Origin of the sequence: Algicola sagamiensis DSM 14643 (genome assembly GCF_000374485.1) — a bacterium.
In the GTDB taxonomy this organism is placed as follows: Bacteria; Pseudomonadota; Gammaproteobacteria; order Enterobacterales; family Alteromonadaceae; genus Algicola; species Algicola sagamiensis.
On the sequence record NZ_KB894512.1, the window covers coordinates 1 to 19,164 of the forward strand.

A 19,164-nucleotide genomic window follows, 5' to 3' on the forward strand; every position below is an offset into this window, starting at 1 on the left:
AGACTAAGGTTACTAAAGAATTTGGATTTAGAAGAAATCAGCTTTCGAATTGTGAATAAAGACGAAGAACGAACGACAAAGCAACGAATTTGCCTGGTGGCAATAGCATTGTGGCACCACCTGAATCCATTCCGAACTCAGCAGTGAAACGCAATAGCGCCGATGGTAGTGTGGGGTTTCCCCATGTGAGAGTAGGACACCGCCAGGCTCCCAATTGAGAACCCAGCCCGAAAGGCTGGGTTTTTTTATTTGTGGTGTATGAATTTTACCAAGAGACTGCGTTGTCAGTTCCTCACATAGTCGTACTATGCTGCGTCACTTCCGCCTTGTCTCTCGTAAAATCTCCGCTAAAACCTGTCTGTATCTGTCTCTATATCAGCTTTAGCGAAATACTTGCTGCCTCACGGCGTGCCTCTTCCCTGAAATTAAGATCCATGATTGATATGATGCGTTATCGCTCGTTCACATCCTGTTTGGGATGCTTCACGCCCTCTGCCTAAGTCTTTGCTAAGACCTACCCTTATGTGTACTAGCAATCTGGTTCTTAAAGTATCTTTATATTCATACCTCATCATAACTTCATTCTTATTTATCACTTTCAATTTTTCTGACTAATATCTAATAATGAAATTCCTATAAAGGGTACTTCTGTGTGAAGCTGCCAAAAAAGTGCACTGTTGAGCATATCGAAAAGATTTATGAAGACATTCGAGACGCACTCGGAGACAAAAAAGAACTTGAACTGGACTTGCAAGATGTCACTGATGGAGATGTATCCTTTTTTCAACTGATTCTGAGCTTACAATCATCACAAATCAATCTCAAGTTTAAGAATTTTAACGACGATATCTCGACACTTTTTCAACTATATGAACTAAATGATTTTCTAGAGGGTTAGAGGCTCGCCATCATGATGGAAATGGGAGATTTTCTTCCCACATTTTTGACTGAGTGTAAGGACAACCTTCATGTTTATGAGGATTGTTTGATAGAACTGAGTCAAGGTGGTGGCGATGAAGAAACAATCAACACTGTTTTTCGAGCGATTCACTCTATCAAAGGTGGTGCTGGCATGTTTGATGCGGAGCCACTGGTTGGGTTGGCCCATGTCACAGAGTCGGTACTTGACCTTGCAAGAAGTAATCAATTAGTCATTGATGAGGCACTATTTGATCTCTTTTTTAGTGCGAAAGATGCATTAGAAAAATATATTGATGAACTTGCCGAAGGCTCAGTCCAAGAAAATGAGACTGCAAAAGACCTGATTGTAAGTTTGAACGCATATCTTGATAATCGTTCCTCAAATCAGAGCCAAACGGTCGCGTCAACATCTCAGCTAACCCAGGATAAACAAGATAAAAACCGTCTCGTGATCATGCTTGATAAGGATGCTCTGCGGTTCGGTTTTCGGCTTGAACCCATTCTGATGGAACTTTCTGAAATCAAGAAAGTTGAAGAAAAAATTATTCATTATCAAGGGCCTCAATTTCAAGATCTTGATCCGTTGACGCTCAACCTTGAACTTCAATTTGTTGTCAGTCCACCGATTACAGAAGATGAGGTCGATGAGTTACTGAGCTTTAGTGCTGGTGCTGAAGGGCGCATAGAAACGATTGCTGTTGAACAAGTGAGTTCGAAAACAGAGCAAGATAATAAGAAAGCCACAGACACGCCGGCTCAAAAAACGGAAGTAAAGGATGCAGGGCAAGTTATTAAGGTGAACTCGCTGAAACTGGATCAGCTCGTTGATGATGTCGGAGAGCTGATTTCATTAAGGGTTCAGTTATATTCTGCACTTGGAAATGATTCTCAAGATGAAATGAAGCGTGTGGTTGATGAGATAGGGAAATCATTAAATGGTCTTCGGGATACGGCGCTTTCTCTACGTCTAGTGCCGGTTGGAAATACGCTACAACGTTTTCATCGTGTTGTCCGTGAAGCTGCGAAAGTGACGGATAAACAAATTGAATTAGAGATTAAAGGCGCTTCCACAGAATTAGATAGAGTCACGGTAGAAAAGCTTGTTGACCCCTTGACGCACATTATTCGAAATAGCTGCGACCATGGTATCGAACAACCCCATGAACGGTTGGAGAAAGGGAAACCTGAAAAAGGATGCATTTTAGTTGAAGCGAGTTATGTTGGTTCGGGTGTCTCTATTCGGATTTCTGACGATGGTAAGGGATTGGCCAAGGAAAGAATACTGATTAAAGCACTTGAAAATGGAGTGGTTCAGGAAGATGAGCGTTTAACCGATCACGATATTTATCAACTCATTTTTCACCCTGGATTATCGACGGCTGAGAAAGTGACAGATCTTTCTGGGCGTGGTGTTGGTATGGATGTTGTTCGGAAAAATATTAATCAATTAGGTGGTGAGATACTGATTGACTCTGCGCCAAATCAAGGCACCGTCCTCGATATTCGGTTACCGCTGACAACGGCAATATTAAATGGATTTGTTGTGCATTGTGGTGATGCCACGCTAGTTTTCCAAATGGATCATGTTTGTGAATGTATACGCCAAGATGAGTTAGTCCGGGCGAAAGTGACGGAGGAGGAATGTCTGCTTTTGCGTGGAGATTACATTCCGATGATTTATCTTGCCAATATGCTTCATTTGAAGCCCAAAACTGAGAAGCCAGAAGCGATTATTGTCCGAACACAACACGGTCCAATCGCCATTGTAGTGGATATTCTTGTTGGAGAGCTTGAGACCGTTGTAAAACCACTCGATCCAATATTAAAGCAGTCTCACCTATTTTCCGGAATCGTAAAGCTGTCATCTGGTGATTTAGGCTTTGTCTTGGATATTCATCAAATTGTTCAAAGAGCAAAACAAAGTGTCACTCAACCTTTTTAAACTCACAAGGAGTTAAAGATGTTTAGGCAGTTCATTGCAAATAAAAGTGTCAGAACACAATTAAAAATGCTTGTGGGTCTTCCCATTGTGATCCTGGTATTGGTGAGTTTGTTTACGCTCACAAAGAGTTATCGTCAACTCGCAATTTATGGCGATTTTGCTGCGATGACGACACTTGCGAATACGGGGCTAACCGTCATTCATGAGATGCAAAAAGAGCGAGGTATGAGCGCGAGCTTTATTGGTTCACAAGGTGTGAAATTTCGTAAAGAGCTGCCAAAACAAAGGCAAAAAGTAACCAAGCTCATCGGTATTTTGCGAGCTGAGATGGGCGATAATCAGAAAGGTCTGAGCCGACTTGCCCAAGAAGAGTTAGCGGAGACGCAGCGGTTATTAGGTGAGGTCGAGTCAATCCGCTCGAATATAGATGGGATGCGACTCAGTCTATCCGATAGCTTGGAGGCTTATACTGATGTGATCACGCAAGTATTGAGGATATTAGCCTACACGGTTGAACACCCACCATCGGTAGAAGCTGCAAGTTATGTCAATGCGCTTTGGAATAATACGATGAGTAAAGAAAAAGCAGGGTTAGAGCGCGGTTTGATGAGTGGTGTATTTGCCAAGGACAGCTTTCAGGGAAATCAAAAAAGTCGGTTTGTTCAACTCAATTCCGAGTCAAATACTTACTGGTCGTTGATGAAGCTTTATTTAAACTCAGATCAGTTAAAAAAAATAGAATCAATCGAGGCACAAGATGCATTCAATGCAGTCGCGAAAATGCGTAAGATTGCTTTAGATAAAAATGACAGTTTTGGTATCGATTCTCCAACTTGGTTTGCTGCGGCAACGAAGGTGATTAATTTAAAACGTGATTTTGAAGTGGCTCTTGATAAGAAACTAGTTACCTACAATGACCAAAACTTCTCTGATCTTAAAATGAACTTTATGCTTGTGTTATTGGGTGTTTTTTTTGCATTGGGGGTGACAATTTATATTACAGTTTGCATTGTCAAGCAGATGGGAGGCAACGTTGAAAATGTAAACCATGCCTTGAATATGCTAAGCCAAGGTCATCTCGATATTCAAGTAGACAAAATCTCTAACGATGAGTTTGGCATGATCATTGACTCACTGAGAGAGCATCGTGATGAAATGAAAAAAGTGATTAGTTTTGTTCAACAAAATACCCAAGAAATTGCACTTGCAACACCAGAGATCAGCGATGCATCGTTTAATTTAAGTTCATCCGTTACAGAACAAGCCTCGAGCATAGAAAGTTCAGCAAGCGCATTGGAGGAGCTTAGCTCAGCGGTTGAAGCGAATGCAGAAAACGCATCAAAAACAAAGGATATCGCGGAGTCCGCAGCAAAAATTGCATCTGAAAGTAGTGAAGCTGTCGTCAAGACAGTAGAAGCAATGCGTACCATCACAGAAAAAGTATCGCTGATAGAAGATATTGCCTATCAAACAAAGATTTTAGCACTGAACGCTTCAATTGAAGCAGGTCGAGCAGGTGAACATGGCAAAGGGTTCACGGTTGTCGCTGATGAAGTACGTGAATTAGCTGCAAGTTCAAGAGACTCAGCAGGAGAGATTAATCAACTGGCGAAGAATTGCCGTGAGATAGCAGAACACTCCGGAAACTTACTCAATAATATGGTTCCAGAAATTAAGAAAACGGCAGAACTTGTTCAAGATATTTCTGTTGCTTCATCGGAACAGGCAGTCGGGATCACGGAGATCAAGGAAGCCGTCATGCAAATGGATAGTGTTACCCAATCCAGCGCAGCAATGAGTGAAGAGTTGGCAGCGACGAGTCAAATCCTTGCGGATCGGGCTAGGGACTTGAAAAAAACAGTGAGTATTTTCAAACTGAATGAATCCCAACCAGCCAAGAATGATTACGCAGAACCGCCAGCGCCAATGACAACTCGAACACAACCTGTAGAGCCAAATCGTGCTGAAAAAAAATCTGCGATACATGATGAAGACGAAGCTTGGGATGAGCAAAGTTTTACGGAGTACTGAGCATGATGGATGCACAAAATCAAGTGAAAAAGCTATTTAAGTTTACACTCGCAGCGGAGCACTATTTATTGGCGGTAGATGTGATCTCGGAAATCATCCGCTATCGCCCTGTGACGCAAGTCCCAACAATCCCTGAGGTTGTTCATGGTGTACTCAATCTTCGTGGAAAATATATTCCAATCATTGATCTGGCAAAGCGTTTAACAGCGAATCAACATACAGAGGTAGATGCCAAAACCTGTATTGTGGTGACCGAGTGTTCAAATAAAGAGCAACGCGTTGCTGTTGGTCTTCTCGTAGACGAGGTTGTTGATTTTATAGATATTGACGCAAATGAAGTATCTCAGCCGCCTGAATTTGGGCACAGTATCGCCTCAGATCTTGTGGAGGGTATGATCAGAATGGATGATGAGGACTATCTGATCTTAAATGTAGAGAAGCTACTCGACCTCGATAAGCTGATTGAGATCTTAGAATCAAACAAAGAAAAGGAAGAGGATACGATTGAGCCTGCTTAATAAATTTCAACAAAGTGAGTTAAGCCAAGAAAATTACATGTTGGTTTGCCAATGGATGAGAGAAAGATGTGGTGTTGATCTTGGTGAGACACGCCAGACACTCGTACAATCCCGACTCTTTCGTCGAGCAACTAAATTTCGTCTGCAAAATGTGAATGAATATATTCAGTTCTTAAATCAGCAAGATGACCAACATCCAGAGTGGGTATTCTTTGTTGATCTATTAACGACTCACGAAACGTATTTTTTTCGAGAAGCACAGCATTTCGACTTCCTACAACAAATGATTTTCAATGATTATCGAAATCAAGAGTTGAGCATTGCTTCAGCCGCTTGTTCAACAGGGGAAGAAGTCTATACACTTGCATTTGTGTGTGCTGAGTTTTTTGGTTTAAAAGGAAAATGGCATGTTCATGGTATGGATATCGCAAAACCTTGTTTGGAAAGTGCGCAAAGTGCAATCTACCCAGAAGCGAGGGCAAAGCAGGTGCCTCAGCATATGCTCAAAAAGTATATGCTCAAAGGTGTCAATGAAGCGCAGGGACTCTGTCTTGTCAAAGATAGCGTAAAGGAGAAAGTATCTTTCTCTAACCAGAATATTTTGCAGCCGATGAATTCAGAACAATTTGATGTTATTTTTTGTCGTAATGTATTAATTTACTTTGATAAAGAAACCAAGCAGAAAGTGGTTGAAAATCTGTATAGGATGCTCAAACCTGGCGGTTATCTTTTTGTGAGCTTAACGGAACAGCTTCGTGAGTTTGCCAAAGAAGGCGATTTAATCAATACCTCAATTCTAAGGAAAATATAAATGAGTCAAAAGTCGCCACCGATGGTTGAATTAATCTACTATAGTCACTCAATTTCTGTGCTCAATGCGGAAGACGTTGCCCTCATCCTCGAAGGTGCAAGAGAAAAAAACTCAGGAATGGATATAACAGGCTTATTGATATACAAGGGTGGATGTTTTTTACAGGTTATCGAGGGACCTCGAGATAAAATTAATCAGCTATTTCAATCGATTAGTCATGATGCGCGTCACTTTGATATCACCCTTGTTTGCTACCGTGAAACCGATCGCCGTAATTTTGAAGCCTGGCGAATGGGTTATCTTGATGAACAAGCTTTAGCTGCTCAAGATCTTCAAGTTGGCAATCTAGATGCTTTGACTGCCTCAGAGGCAAGAAATATTTTATTAGATGCAGCTTCTCTAGAAGAGGTGACCTAAGTCACCTCTATGAATAGCGAAGCTAAAGCAGGGGAACAGTATCATGCAGTTCTTTTAACATGAGATAGGCTGCACCACCTGTCATTTCATAAGGGTTAAATCTTGGGTCGACAGAGTAGCGAATATTAATCGGGTCCGTAATTTTTGTTTCAGGGACATATCCCATCTCCCAGGAAGAAAAAGTTCTCTCTTGTATCTCACTGTAATCAAGTAATAAAAGCGTATGATGTCTTTTGTCATTTGCAATTGAATGATACAAATCATTGACGTCAGTATTTCTTCCTTCAATACACTGCAAAAAATAGTTTCGATTAAAGCAGAGAATCCCGGTGAGGTAATGTGTTTTGTTATTTGTACGCGCTGTTGAAAGAATATCATCAATGCTTTGCGTTGACTTAAATGAATCTGAATGGGTACTGCAATAGATAAGGCGAACCAGCGACATAATTATTTTCCTATTGCGTAAAACTTTAAAACTAGATGATTTTTAGGTGAACGCAATAAATAAAGGAGCTGCATCGCTCCTTTATTTAAGAGTAACTTTCTGACTCTAAAACACGAAAGTAAGTCCGATGAATATACAACCCGATACAGAAAGGGACGAGTAGGCTAAGTGCAAGGGCAACTTTCTCCTGAGCGGAAAATACGGTTAAGCTAATTAATCCTGATAACAGGCAAGCCCCAACCATTTTTAACGCCCCCATAATTGCAGCCGAACTTCCTGCACAATGCTTAAAGGGTGCAAGTGCAAGGCCAGATGACGTACCAATAAACAGGGACATCCCGATGGTCGCAATACCATAACTCATGAAGAACCAATAGGGACCACTTTGAGCGTTAAATTCAATGAATATGGCAGATAGCAAACAAAGTGTGACTCCGGCCATTATGGTTTGTATTGCTCCAAATTGTTTAACAACTTTTGGTGCAAGAAAGTTAAATACGACAACCAGACAAGCATTGGCAGCGAAGAGCATTGCAAATCTCATTTCTGACATGCTCGCATCAACAATGGTCAAAATAGGTGCTTGTGTGACATAGACGAGAATTGCGCTAATGCCCACAAGGTTCAGGCATGTAAAAAATAGAAAGTTCTTATCCAATAAAATGCTGGAGAGATCATCCATCAAGCGACTTGGCGTTCCTTTTTCTACCATACTCTCATAACGCCCACCCCGAAATGCCCAAAGGCTTAAGAGGAGCACAGGAAGCATTGCAATCACCAGGAAAGCAAAATTTGAACGCCATCCCCATTGTGCCATCAAAGCGCTACCAATAAGTGGGGCAATGGCAGGAATAACTCCAATGACACCATTCAGGTAACTGATCCAGCGCCCAGCCTCTTTTGCTGAGAATAAATCTCTGACGATAGCCATTGCTGTGACTGCTCCACAGCCACATCCAATACCTTGCAGTATCCGTGCAATATAGAGTGTGTCAATGGTATCCGCTGCATAGGCTATTGACGCGCCAATCATACTAAGAATGATACCGATAATGACGATTCCACCGCGACCTAAACGATCAGAAAGTGGGCCCGCAATCAGCTGACAGATTCCCATCATGGCGATAAATAATGGGATGGTAAATTTAACTTGTTCCGTTGTTGCATGGAGTGCATCGACCAACGCAGGAACGGCTGGTACATAGATATCAATCGCAAGAGGATTGAGCATAATCAAGCAAAACGACATGATCAGATAGAGGCGATGCTCAGACTTCATAACTACTCCTTTTGAAAAACGCGATCATTTTATCACCCAAGATATGATTTGAGGTGATATATTCTCATTACTAAAATGAATTTTTGGAATATCAGATGGCGATAGTTGAATTATCAAGAATAAATTTGAACTTACTAGTGACGTTTCAGGTATTAATGGAGGAAGGAAATGTGACACGTGCGGCCGAGCGGCTCAGTGTATCACAATCAGCAGTAAGTAAAAGTTTAGCGCAACTTAGAGATGTTCTTGGTGACCCTCTATTCTTGCGATCCGCCCATGGTTTAACACCGACAGGGCATGCCATCCAACTTGCAGAGCAGCTGGCACCGACATTAGAGCATATTTGGCACCTCGTGCAAGCGCCAAGTTTTTCACCTGCTTTTGCACAGCGGACGTTTCGTATTGCTGTATCAGATTCTTCTTATTTGCAATTAATCGCAGGTATCGTCCCAGAGCTTTTAGAAGAGGCACCAGGGATTCAATTGATTACGCATCACTTGGATATGGAAAGTATCCACGACTTGGAAAAGGGTGCACTTGATTTGGTGATCATGCCTGAAGATGTTGAATTGTCACAATCTGCTTCATCAGAGTTTCATTCTTCGATTTTATATCGGGATACGTGTGTTTGTATATGCCGTCGGGATCACCCTATCATGTCTGAAGCATGGAGTTTAGAAAGCTATCTACAGCAACAGCATGTCCAAGTTGCGATTAATGATTATATTTCAACACATAATATTATTGATGATGAACTCATACGGATGGGAACGCCAAGAGATGTTGCTGTCGTTGTTTCTGGCTTACCGCATGCTGCCATTCTTTGTGAAAAAACAGATTTGATATTTACCTGCTCTAACTCTTGGGCGAGTTATGCTGTAACTCGATATGATGTGGTGAAAATTGATGTTCCATTTCCGGTTGCTGTGATTGCGAATCGTATGTGGTCACATAAACGCAGTGAATTTGATTTAGGTGTTTTGTGGCTACAAGAAAAAATTTCAGAATATGCGAGACATATCAATCTTGATCTTGGGGAAAAGTCATAGCAATAAAGAGTTGATGAAGTATGAATTCAGTTGAGAAGGTTCACCCGCAACTCATTGTGAGATGCGATTATCCAGTTGATAAATGTTTGCCATGCCCCCGTTGAGGCAAGCATGTATCAGCATGTTTAAAGCTCCACAAAAAGAGCGGGTGATCCAAACTGTCAGGAATCAGTTATCTTTTTTGCTCATAACTTGATTCGTGGGTGAGTAAAACAAGGATTGGCTTCAAGTCCGTATTGCTTCAAAGGCTCGCGGTGGTGACTTGGTCCATGCAATCACGTTGAGATACTTCACAAAAATCTCTTCCAAAATAATATGTTAAATTACAACCCTTAACTCTAGAGGGGATCTATCAACATGAGAATAAGTAAAATTCATTACTTTCACTGATTAAGTAACAAGAAAGAATAGATTGTTGCAAAGAATGAATCGAATTTTGAGGTGTAGGTGCTCAAGAGAGCACCATCGTACTTAGTTTGAAGGTTGAATGAGTTTGTCTAGGAAACGAAAAAGTGCTTGGTTCATCGCCGTATAATCATTTCCTCTTAACTGTGAAGGTGATTGAACATATTGATAATCAAGGTTTTTATCAAGTTCATCTTCTGAATTTTCAATGAGTAGCTCGATCAAGTCTGATGTAAACTCTGGGTGGCATTGAAAGCCATAAACACGCTCAGAATAAGCGACGATCTGTCGGGGGCATCCCGCACTCGTTGCAATAATTTGCGCCTCTTTTGTCAATCCTGGCATGTCATTGTGCCAGTGCCCAATAGAAATGTTGTCAGGCCAATCTTCAAATAAAGGATGTGCTTTTCCATATTCAGTGAGTGTGATTGGGTAGGAGCCGATTTCTTTCTCTGGGCTTTGACTATGTGCAGCACCCAGTGCTTCGCCTATGAGTTGTGCGCCTAAGCACATGCCAATCACGAATTTATCATTGTTGATTGCATCACGGATTAAAGCCTGTTCAGCTTGACTATCAAAGTGGGCACACTCGGCAACCGTTGTCGCTGGAGATTGTGGCCCACCTAAGATCACGAGCATATCAAATACTTGTGAGTTACTCGGGAGCGGATCTCCTTGGTAAACACGAGAATAGGTCACCTGAGCACCTTGTTGTTCAGCCCAATGCTCATAAGCGCCAGGTCCTTCAAAAACTTCGTGGATAATAAAATGGATATTCATGAGACTCCTTCTTGAACTAAGCCGCTATTCACTTATTAATTTGGTAGAATAGATGGTGCAGGGAGGTATTGTATTCGGATATCCCTTCATATATAGATGGAGATGATCCGCTTCATTTTCAAGTTTTAATCGTTGGATGGTTTCATGCAGTTTCAGTTTTTAGGTACTTCCTCTGGTGTGCCGACGCGACAAAGAAATGTCAGCGGGTTTGCAATTCGCCATGCCCATCAAAAGTCTTGGGTTTTAGTCGATTGTGGGGAAGGAACACAGCATCAGTTACAACAAACTGAGTTTACGCTTCGTAAACTCAAAGCAATTTGTATCACACATGTGCATGGTGATCATACATTTGGTTTACCAGGGCTGATTTCCAGTTGTGGCATGTCAGGGCGAAAAGAGCCGCTCACGATCATTGCACCAAAAGATGTCGAGCATTATGTGCGTTCTGCACTTCAATTGACAGACTGTTTTATCCCATTTGATTTGAATTTTGTTGATGTCGAATTGTTCAATGAACCACGAGAAATCGCTGGATTTATTTTGGATCGTTTTCCCTTGTCCCATCGAGTGCCAAGCTTTGCTTTCCGCTTTTCTTGTACAATCACGAAGCTGCGCTTAAACACAGAAAAGCTTACGCAGGATAATGTACCGAAAGGGCCACTTTGGGGAGAATTACGCGCTGGTAAAGTGGTTAAATTAGATGATGGTCGTGTGCTTGATGGCGCCAAATATGTCGAAACAACTTGTGAACAGCAGCGTGTCGTTGTTGGTGGTGATAATGATACGCCTGAATTACTTGCAGAGGCTTGTCAGGAACGCGATGTGCTGGTTCATGAAGCAACATTTACTAAAGCGATTTCAGATAAAGTGGGTCCAGGGCCACAACATACGGATGCTGCACAGATCGGTGCGTTTGCTCAGATAGTCAATCTTCCCCATTTAGTTTTGACACACTTTAGTGCGCGCTTTCAATCCAGTAATATGCATGAGATCCAAGATGAAACAGCAAGCTTCTATCAAGGCCAACTATTTCTTGAGAATGACTTTGATAAATTTCAGCTTCAGTTAGGTAAACTGATATGTGTTAAGGACGATTCATGCGATTAGATAAGTACTTATGTGAGAATACAAATTTAACGCGTACACTTGCCAAAAAGGCGATTTCCAATGGTGAAGTAACCATCAATGGAACCCCAGCGAAGAAAGGTTCAGACAAAATCACAGAAAATGACGAGGTTTATTTTGAAGGCACAGTAATCGATAAGATTGGCTTTCGGTATATCATGCTTCATAAGCCGCAAAATATGATCTGTTCGACGATAGATGAAGCTTATCCTTCAGTCTTAAATTTACTGGATATAGTAAAGCGAGAGCGACTGCGTATCGCTGGTCGACTTGATGTGGATACAACTGGATTGGTGCTGGTTTCTGATGATGGTGCGTGGCTGCACCAAATTGCTTCGCCCAATCAACAGTGCGACAAGTGCTACCACGTTTCACTGGCTGAACCACTCAAAGGTGAGGAAGCAAAAATATTTGGACAAGGCTTGTTGTTACGCGGTGAAGAAAAGCCAACAAAGCCTGCAAAGCTAGAAACTGTATCGTCCAAGCAGGTCAAGCTGACCATCTCAGAAGGGAAATATCATCAGGTGAAGCGCATGTTTGCAGCGGTTGGGAATCGTGTGACGGCACTTCATCGTGCATCCATTGGTGCTGTCCTACTTGATCCGGAATTAAAAGAAGGGGAATGGCGTTATCTGACGCACGAAGAAATCAAGGCGCTGGCATAATCCTGCGCCTATCAAGCAGGTTATTCCGAACGGTGCAAGGAGTAGCCTTCCAACCAATGCGTTTCGTCTAACTGATATACATCAATCAAGAAGCCATCTGGCGCGGCACTAAATCCGGGGCGCTCTTTCAGCATTTCAACCGCTTCCTTAGCTTTTGCTTCTGAGCTATAAATCCCCACCATTTTGATATCGCCATCTTCATCATCGTAGACGTGCTCATGCATCACGACGTATACGTTTTTCATTTCGATTTCCAACTTCATATTTGAGATGCACTAATGCTAGCAAGAACTCGGGTAATTCTGTATAAAAAATTATCATAACTATAAAAAAGAATAGTTCTGTACCGAAATGATGCAGAAGTACCAGCCCAATTTCAATTTTGGCGATATAGATGTCCAAATTTCACGAAAGAGGATTCAAAAATGGGCGCTTTTGCAGTAGTATCCGGTGTCAAACACCCCTAATTCAAGTGAATCAGTCAACATGAAAAAAGTACTTATTGCTGTGTCTTGGCCCTATGCGAATGGGGAGAAGCACATCGGACAGATTGCGGGTACCTATTTACCTGCGGATATCTTTGCGCGTTACAATCGTTTGAGTGGCCATCAGGTCTTAATGATCAGTGGTTCCGATATGCATGGCACGCCAATCATGTTGATGTCGGAAAAGGCAGGTCAACAACCCGCGCAGTTCGCGACTTTTAATCATGAGCAATTCGTGGATGGCTGTAAGAGCCTTGATATCTCTTTTGATATTTTTACCCACACGCATACAAAAAACCATGCGGCAGTTGTCAGTGAATTATTCAAATCGAATATGGATGCAGGGATCATTGATAAGGGTACTTCTTCTCAAGCATACGATATTGATGCAGAACGTTTCTTACCGGATCGTTATGTTGAAGGGTCTTGCCCACACTGTGGTTATGAAGATGCTCGTGGTGACCAGTGTGATGAATGTGGCAAAATTGTTGAGCCGAGTGAGCTGAAAAACATTCGTTCAAAATTAAATAAAGAAAACCGTGTTGAATTTCGTGAGACGGAACATTTCTATATTGATCTTGCGAAAAACAAAGATGCATTGAATGAGTGGCTCGACAGTAAGCAAGGTCAATGGAACAAGTCTTTGCTTGGTATGAGCCTCTCCATGACGAAGTCTGGCGAGCTACCAAAGCGTTCTATCACGCGTGATTTGGATTGGGGTGTTGATATTCCAGTCGAAGGCTTTGATAAAAAGCGTTTTTACGTATGGTATGAAGCGGTGATTGGTTATCTCAGTGCCACGGTTGAAGCTTGTAATCGATTCCCAGAATATGGCCAGTGGCAGGACTGGATCTCAGAAGATGCACAGAGCGAAACCTTCTACTTTATCGGAAAGGATAATATCCCATTCCATAGCATCATCTGGCCGTCGATGATTTTCTCTTCGAAGTATGATGGTCGTGGGGTAAAACTACCTGATCAAATCATTTCTTCTGATTATCTGACCTTGGCAGGTTCGCAATTTAGCACTAGTCGTGGTCACGTGATTGGTTTTAACACAATCGCGCAGCAGTTTCAGACTGATTCTGTTCGTTATGCGCTTGCTTCTTTGTATCCGCAGTCCAGTGATGTTGAGTTTACATGGGAGAAGTTTGCAGAACTAATTAACAACGAGCTAATCGCAAACTGGGGTAACCTGGTTAGCCGTACTGTGAACTTTGTTTGTCGTAAGATGGAAGGTAAAGTGGAATTTCATGGCGAGTACAGCGAAGCAAGTGCAAGCCTATTGAAGGAAGTGACAGAAGCGAGTGTCAATGTTCGTGAGTTCTACGCAAAAAGCGATCTACGTGGCATGATGCGGGAGCTGCTTCGGGCAACATCACTGGTCAATAAATACTTCAATGACGAGAAACCTTGGGAGCATATCAAAGAAGGCAATAACGATGCGTTGCATGACGTGATCTATACGTCACTTGCTGCAATTCAGCAATTAAACCTACTTTGGGCACCTATTGTGCCAAATGCAGCGCAAGCAATCCATGATGCGTTAGGTGGTGAAGGTCAGCTCTTCTCAGATATCGAAACACCATTTGTCGGTGAGTCGGATGATGAGCATAAGATCTTACATCAGGATCCGAAAGGATATGTGAGTCGCTATGAAGATAACGAACTACCGCATTCCTTGCATATCACTCAGGAAGTCCGTCTATTTGATCGTGTGGATGTGAAGGCATTTTTAGAAGATTAATCCATCGCAAGTCAGGTAACGCATTGGCGCTACCTGACTATAATTCTGCTCTCAATTGTTCTTTGATATGTGCTGTTTCTGGTCGTTTCCCGACCCATATCTCAAAGCTTGCAGCCGCTTGTTCAACAAGCATTCCCAAACCATCTAAACATATTTGCACACCCAGTTGTTTGGCTGTATGCAAAAAAGGTGTTGGTTCTTTGCCGTACATCATGTCATAGCAGCATAAGGCTGCATGATAGTGTTTTGCATCAATCTCGACTGTTTGACCGGACAGGCCCGTAGAGGTGCCGTTGATCACTAAGTCATAAGGAATATCCAATATATCCTGCAAAGAAGCGCCCATGACCCGTTCATCAAATGATTTTGCGATGAGTTGCGCCTTTTCTTCGGTACGGTTTGCGATGAGAATGGAAAGAACGCCTGCATCGAGTAATGGCTGAATAACCCCCCGAACTGCACCACCTGCACCGAGAATCAAAACTTGAGACTGTTTTAATTGAACTTTTTCATTCAATAAATCGGCCACTAACCCAATTCCATCTGTATTGTCGCAGTGGAGTTGGTCATCTTTCCAGTAAAGCGTATTGGCTGCACCAGCTTTTTCTGCACGCTCACTTCGCACATCTGCCATCGCAAAGGCTTCTGTCTTAAAAGGAACGGTGACGTTTGCGCCTTGACCACCTTCAGATCGGAACGCATGCAAAGTCCTCGCAAAATCATCTAGAGGTGCTAGAATGCGCCGATAGTCGATATCATCCCCAGTTTGTGTTGCAAACCCAAGATGGATTTGAGGGGATTTTGAGTGGGCAATAGGATTGCCAAAGACAGCCAATTTTTTCATCAGTGGTGTTCTATATGCAGTGGTTATCATCAGTATTCAAACGTCGTAACGCTTCAGAACAAAAAGAAGCGCCAACGCCAGAGCGTACACCTTATCAGATGATAGGGGAAGCCAAAGGCACGCGAAATCTGGCAAATCGTTTCTATGACATTATGGAAACAGACGATGCTGTTAAAGAACTACTGCAACTGCATCCGATGCCGCTTGATCGGATCAGAGAAAAGTTTTACGAGTTTTTATCGGGTTGGCTCGGTGGGCCGAGTCTGTTCGAGGAAAAATATGGTCACCCAAGGCTTCGGATGCGCCATATGCCATTTTCTATTGATGAAAAGATGCGTGACCAGTGGATGTATTGCATGACCCGGGCACTGGAGCTAGAGGTTGATAATCCACTCTTGCGCGAAGGTTTAAAGGAGTCGTTCTATCAATTAGCGACGCATATGATTAATCGGGAAGTGTGTTCAATTAGGGAGCCAAAGGCCCCCTAGAATATGAATCAACTTATTGGAGTTCCAGTAACCAATCTCTTGGTCTGAGGAAGTTCTCATAGAGATTCGCTTCGGGTGATCCTGCTTCCGGTTCGTAGCAGTACTCCCAGCGAACAAGCGGTGGCATAGACATCAAAATTGACTCTGTACGCCCACCGGTCTGCAATCCGAATAAGGTTCCTCTGTCATAGACCAGATTAAATTCCACATACCGTCCACGACGATACAACTGGAACTGGCGTTGTTGTTCACCGTATTCCAATGATTTGCGCTTTTCTACAATTGGTACATAGGCATCAACGAAGCCGCGCCCAACTGCTTGCATAAATGCAAAACAGGTTTCAAAGCCCCATTCATTTAAATCATCGAAGAATAATCCACCCACACCACGTGTTTCTTTACGGTGCTTTAAGTAAAAATACTCATCACACCAGGATTTGTAGTTCGGGTAGACTGATTCACCAAAGGTGTCACAAAGCGACTTGGCTGTCTTGTGCCAATGGAGTACATCTTCTTCGAATGGGTAGAAGGGTGTTAAATCAAACCCACCACCAAACCACCAAATCGGTGCTTCGCCTTCTTTTTCTGCAATGAAAAAGCGGACATTCGCATGGGAGGTTGGGACAAATGGATTTTTGGGGTGGATCACTAAAGAAACGCCACAAGCATGGAAATTCCGTCCTTCTAGCTCAGGTCGATGGGCTGTTGCAGAGGCTGGCATTTTTTCACCGAATACATGTGAAAAATTGACACCAGCTTGTTCAAATACATCACCATTGGTCAATACTCGGCTGCGGCCACCGCCACCACCTTCTCTGTCCCAAGCATCTTCGACAAATGTTTCTTTACCGTCGCACACTTCCAAAGAGTGACAGATATGATCCTGTAACTCCAGTAGAAATGATTTGACTTCTTCGAGCATAGATTCTTTCATCAGCGATACTTCTTTCCGGTTAGGGCATCAAAAATTTGACTTGGTTGCTGCGCAGATCCGAGCGGTCCTTTGACAATATGTGATACCAATGGCTGGAAGATGCGCTCCAGCTCCACCGGGTCCTTGATTTCTGGCTCTCCAGATAAGTTTGCACTGGTTGAAACAATGGGCTTACCAAAGTGCTGACAGATTTCCCTTACGACCGGATGCGCGGTGACACGACAAGCGATCGTTGGGCGATTGCCTGTTAACCAACCCGGTGTTGTTGGGTGGCTAGGCAGGATCCATGTGACATGCCCAGGCCAACTCGAAACAATCTGTGTCCTGCGGTCCATCGGTATCGCCTTGTCATCGATATAAGGCAGCAACTGCGAGTAATTCTCCGCGATCAATATTAACCCTTTTTCGATCGGGCGTTTTTTGATCTCGAGCAAGCTTTTTACGGCTTTTTCATTATCAGGATCGCATCCGAGACCAAAAACGGCCTCGGTTGGATAGGCGATGACACCGCCTTGTTGAAGTGCTTCGAGTAATGTCTCTTGTTCAACCATAATGCTTTATGAATTCTTGAAGTTATGATGAAAGGCGCTTTTGTAGATCCGCGTCTTTCTGGATAACCGCTTCTGCGGATTTTTGACGCTCTTGCTTCACTTTTTTCGCAAGGGCTTCATCACCGACAGAAAGCATTTGTGCTGCAAGATATCCCGCATTCTTTGCGCCTGCTTTACCAATCGCGACAGTCGCTACTGGAACACCTCCAGGCATCATGACAGTAGAAAGAAGCGCATCATGGCCTTGAAGTGGACCCGCATCAATTGGAACACCAATCACTGGGCGTGTGGTGATCCCTGCGACAGCGCCAGCAAGATGTGCTGCAAGACCCGCTGCACAAATAAAGACACGGCATCCGCGGCTTTCTGCATCTTCAACATAGGCATGTGTAGCTGCCGGTGTTCTGTGTGCAGATGTGACTTTCACTTCATGTGGAATATCAAAAGAGGAAAGGATACGTAGGGTTTCTTCCATTACAGGTAGGTCAGAATCAGAACCCATAAGGACAGCGACAAAAGGCGAAGACATGTGATGCTCCTGTTTGCTTTAGATATTTACAGGACAACCTCAAAACTGCCAGCTCTCAGGTGACTTAAATTGTCTGAAGTTGCCACTAGGAATTTGCGAGGCACATTATACTGATTCCTTCCTATAGCTGCATTCTTTTTTCGGACATTGATGAATGGTTTGTCCAGCTGATTTCTTTTCAATGAGAATTGGCCAGTCACATTTTGGACAGCTTGTTTCTATAGGAAGGAAATTAACGGTGTATTTGCACTTCGGATAAGTATCACAAGCATAAAATGATTTGCCGTAACGACTGGTTCGCTTTGAAAGTTGTCCTTGCTGGCATTGAGGACAAGATATAGCACTTTTTTCTGTTGATTCCTGTTGAGCAATATAATGGCATTCAGGATAATGGTTACAGCCAATAAATAACCCGAATCGTCCTGACTTTACGCTGAGGCTTCCTTGGCATTGAGGACACTCACTATTTGGGATATTTTGAATGATGTGGAGGCGTTCTGTCAGTGGCTTCGTATAATGGCATGATGGATAGTTGGCACATCCCAGAAATGGGCCTGATTGGCCTGACTTGATATGAAGCTCACCTTGGCAATCTGGACATTGCTCATGTGCTTCTGCTGTATTGTCTTGTTTCATTCAGCTGAACTACCATAAAAAAATCAGATCATAAATCGTACGAGGGGAGATGTCGAGGCTACATACCTGTAACCTCGTAACTAAATTAATGGATCATACCATCCAGCGGTTCATCAAAGAGAAGATCTTCCATGCGTTCGTAGGCGGATTCATGCCCAGGTACATTGAACAGCACCATAAAGACAACCCATTTTAAGTCATCCAAACTAATTTCACGAGAATCCAGCTCCAGGAGCCGATCAATGACCATTTCTCGTGTTTCTGCTTTTAGAACTTGTATGTGTTCCAAGAATAAAAGAAAACCACGACATTGCGCATCTAAACGGTGCATTTCTTCTGCAGTGTAGATACGAACCGAGTTGAATTCAGTTTGTGTCAGGTAAGGCCTTGTATCCGATTGTTGAAGTTCTGCAAGCTTTTCAAGCCAGGATAAAGCTTTATAAATCTCTTCCTGATGAAAGCCCGCCCGCGTTAGTTCATCCGTCAACTCAGCATGATCAACAAAGACTTCCGCTTCACTGTGGATGTAATTTTCGAATAGGTACATGAGGATATCAAACAT

Annotated in this window: 21 protein-coding genes and 1 rRNA gene; 12 read left to right on the forward strand and 10 right to left on the reverse strand. The window is 42.9% G+C overall.

Annotated features, from left to right (window positions below):
• Positions 1–92: 92 nt before the first annotated feature.
• From rrf to C505_RS23125, 7 genes are all read left to right on the forward strand, one after another.
• Positions 93–208, forward strand: a 5S ribosomal RNA gene (gene rrf / locus C505_RS0119670).
• A gap of 444 nt (positions 209–652) precedes the next feature.
• Positions 653–898: an STAS domain-containing protein gene (locus C505_RS23105; protein WP_018694359.1), complete on the forward strand. Its 246-nt coding sequence runs from the start codon at positions 653–655 to the stop codon at positions 896–898.
• Positions 899–919: 21 nt separating this feature from the next.
• Complete coding sequence (locus tag C505_RS0119680) at positions 920–2,863, forward strand: chemotaxis protein CheA (protein ID WP_281167141.1); 1,944 nt, start codon at positions 920–922, stop codon at positions 2,861–2,863.
• An 18-nt stretch (positions 2,864–2,881) separates the two neighbouring features.
• Positions 2,882–4,894 (forward strand): methyl-accepting chemotaxis protein, encoded by a 2,013-nt coding sequence (locus tag C505_RS23955; protein WP_018694361.1) that lies wholly within the window; start codon positions 2,882–2,884, stop codon positions 4,892–4,894.
• A 2-nt stretch (positions 4,895–4,896) separates the two neighbouring features.
• Positions 4,897–5,412 carry a chemotaxis protein CheW gene (locus C505_RS23115; RefSeq protein WP_018694362.1) on the forward strand — a complete coding sequence of 172 codons (516 nt, stop codon included), beginning with the start codon at positions 4,897–4,899 and terminating at the stop codon, positions 5,410–5,412.
• On the forward strand, positions 5,399–6,223 hold the full coding sequence (locus C505_RS23120) for a CheR family methyltransferase (RefSeq protein WP_018694363.1): 825 nt from the start codon (positions 5,399–5,401) through the stop codon (positions 6,221–6,223). Before C505_RS23115 ends, C505_RS23120 begins: the two co-directional genes overlap by 14 nt.
• Positions 6,224–6,640, forward strand: a complete 417-nt coding sequence (locus tag C505_RS23125; RefSeq protein ID WP_018694364.1) for a BLUF domain-containing protein — start codon at positions 6,224–6,226, stop codon at positions 6,638–6,640.
• 22 nt (positions 6,641–6,662) lie between these two features.
• Here C505_RS23125 and C505_RS0119705 read toward each other — a convergent pair whose 3' ends face one another.
• Positions 6,663–7,085 (reverse strand): BLUF domain-containing protein, encoded by a 423-nt coding sequence (locus tag C505_RS0119705; protein ID WP_018694365.1) that lies wholly within the window; start codon positions 7,083–7,085, stop codon positions 6,663–6,665.
• Between the two features lie 85 nt (positions 7,086–7,170).
• Positions 7,171–8,364, reverse strand: coding sequence for an MFS transporter (locus C505_RS0119710; RefSeq protein ID WP_018694366.1), 1,194 nt, complete (start codon positions 8,362–8,364; stop codon positions 7,171–7,173).
• Positions 8,365–8,459: 95 nt separating this feature from the next.
• Here C505_RS0119710 and C505_RS0119715 point away from each other — a divergent pair, with 95 nt between their 5' ends.
• Positions 8,460–9,413 (forward strand): LysR family transcriptional regulator, encoded by a 954-nt coding sequence (locus C505_RS0119715; protein WP_026318109.1) that lies wholly within the window; start codon positions 8,460–8,462, stop codon positions 9,411–9,413.
• 471 nt (positions 9,414–9,884) lie between these two features.
• Here the strand turns inward: C505_RS0119715 and C505_RS0119720 are convergent, their stop codons facing one another.
• Positions 9,885–10,598, reverse strand: a complete 714-nt coding sequence (locus C505_RS0119720; RefSeq protein WP_018694368.1) for a glutamine amidotransferase-related protein — start codon at positions 10,596–10,598, stop codon at positions 9,885–9,887.
• Positions 10,599–10,742: 144 nt separating this feature from the next.
• On the opposite strand from C505_RS0119720, the gene C505_RS0119725 reads away from it, so the two are divergent.
• On the forward strand, positions 10,743–11,705 hold the full coding sequence (locus tag C505_RS0119725) for a ribonuclease Z (protein WP_018694369.1): 963 nt from the start codon (positions 10,743–10,745) through the stop codon (positions 11,703–11,705).
• Positions 11,696–12,388 (forward strand): pseudouridine synthase, encoded by a 693-nt coding sequence (locus C505_RS0119730; RefSeq protein WP_018694370.1) that lies wholly within the window; start codon positions 11,696–11,698, stop codon positions 12,386–12,388. Before C505_RS0119725 ends, C505_RS0119730 begins: the two co-directional genes overlap by 10 nt.
• A 20-nt stretch (positions 12,389–12,408) precedes the next feature.
• Here the strand turns inward: C505_RS0119730 and C505_RS0119735 are convergent, their stop codons facing one another.
• On the reverse strand, positions 12,409–12,633 hold the full coding sequence (locus C505_RS0119735) for a DUF7336 domain-containing protein (protein ID WP_018694371.1): 225 nt from the start codon (positions 12,631–12,633) through the stop codon (positions 12,409–12,411).
• Positions 12,634–12,874: 241 nt separating this feature from the next.
• On the opposite strand from C505_RS0119735, the gene metG reads away from it, so the two are divergent.
• Complete coding sequence (gene metG / locus C505_RS23130; protein WP_018694372.1) at positions 12,875–14,620, forward strand: methionine--tRNA ligase; 1,746 nt, start codon at positions 12,875–12,877, stop codon at positions 14,618–14,620.
• A 37-nt stretch (positions 14,621–14,657) separates the two neighbouring features.
• On the opposite strand, the gene aroE is transcribed toward metG, so the two are convergent.
• Positions 14,658–15,464, reverse strand: a complete 807-nt coding sequence (gene aroE / locus C505_RS0119745) for a shikimate dehydrogenase (RefSeq protein WP_018694373.1) — start codon at positions 15,462–15,464, stop codon at positions 14,658–14,660.
• A 14-nt stretch (positions 15,465–15,478) separates the two neighbouring features.
• Between aroE and C505_RS0119750 the strand changes: the two genes are divergently transcribed.
• On the forward strand, positions 15,479–15,952 hold the full coding sequence (locus C505_RS0119750) for a group II truncated hemoglobin (RefSeq protein WP_018694374.1): 474 nt from the start codon (positions 15,479–15,481) through the stop codon (positions 15,950–15,952).
• Positions 15,953–15,965: 13 nt separating this feature from the next.
• Here C505_RS0119750 and hemF read toward each other — a convergent pair whose 3' ends face one another.
• The 5 genes from hemF to C505_RS0119775 all read right to left on the reverse strand — a co-directional run bounded on the left by hemF (position 15,966) and on the right by C505_RS0119775 (position 19,164).
• Positions 15,966–16,886, reverse strand: a complete 921-nt coding sequence (gene hemF, locus C505_RS0119755) for an oxygen-dependent coproporphyrinogen oxidase (RefSeq protein ID WP_018694375.1) — start codon at positions 16,884–16,886, stop codon at positions 15,966–15,968.
• Complete coding sequence (locus tag C505_RS0119760; RefSeq protein WP_018694376.1) at positions 16,886–17,437, reverse strand: L-threonylcarbamoyladenylate synthase; 552 nt, start codon at positions 17,435–17,437, stop codon at positions 16,886–16,888. Before C505_RS0119760 ends, hemF begins: the two co-directional genes overlap by 1 nt.
• 22 nt (positions 17,438–17,459) lie before the next feature.
• The gene (gene purE / locus C505_RS0119765; RefSeq protein ID WP_018694377.1) at positions 17,460–17,966 is read right to left on the reverse strand and encodes a 5-(carboxyamino)imidazole ribonucleotide mutase; all 507 of its coding nucleotides are present in this window, start codon (positions 17,964–17,966) and stop codon (positions 17,460–17,462) included.
• A gap of 105 nt (positions 17,967–18,071) precedes the next feature.
• Positions 18,072–18,602 carry a DNA topoisomerase family protein gene (locus C505_RS0119770; protein ID WP_018694378.1) on the reverse strand — a complete coding sequence of 177 codons (531 nt, stop codon included), beginning with the start codon at positions 18,600–18,602 and terminating at the stop codon, positions 18,072–18,074.
• An 85-nt stretch (positions 18,603–18,687) separates the two neighbouring features.
• Entirely contained in the window at positions 18,688–19,164 is a 477-nt protein-coding gene (locus C505_RS0119775) for a DUF494 family protein (protein ID WP_018694379.1), read from the reverse strand.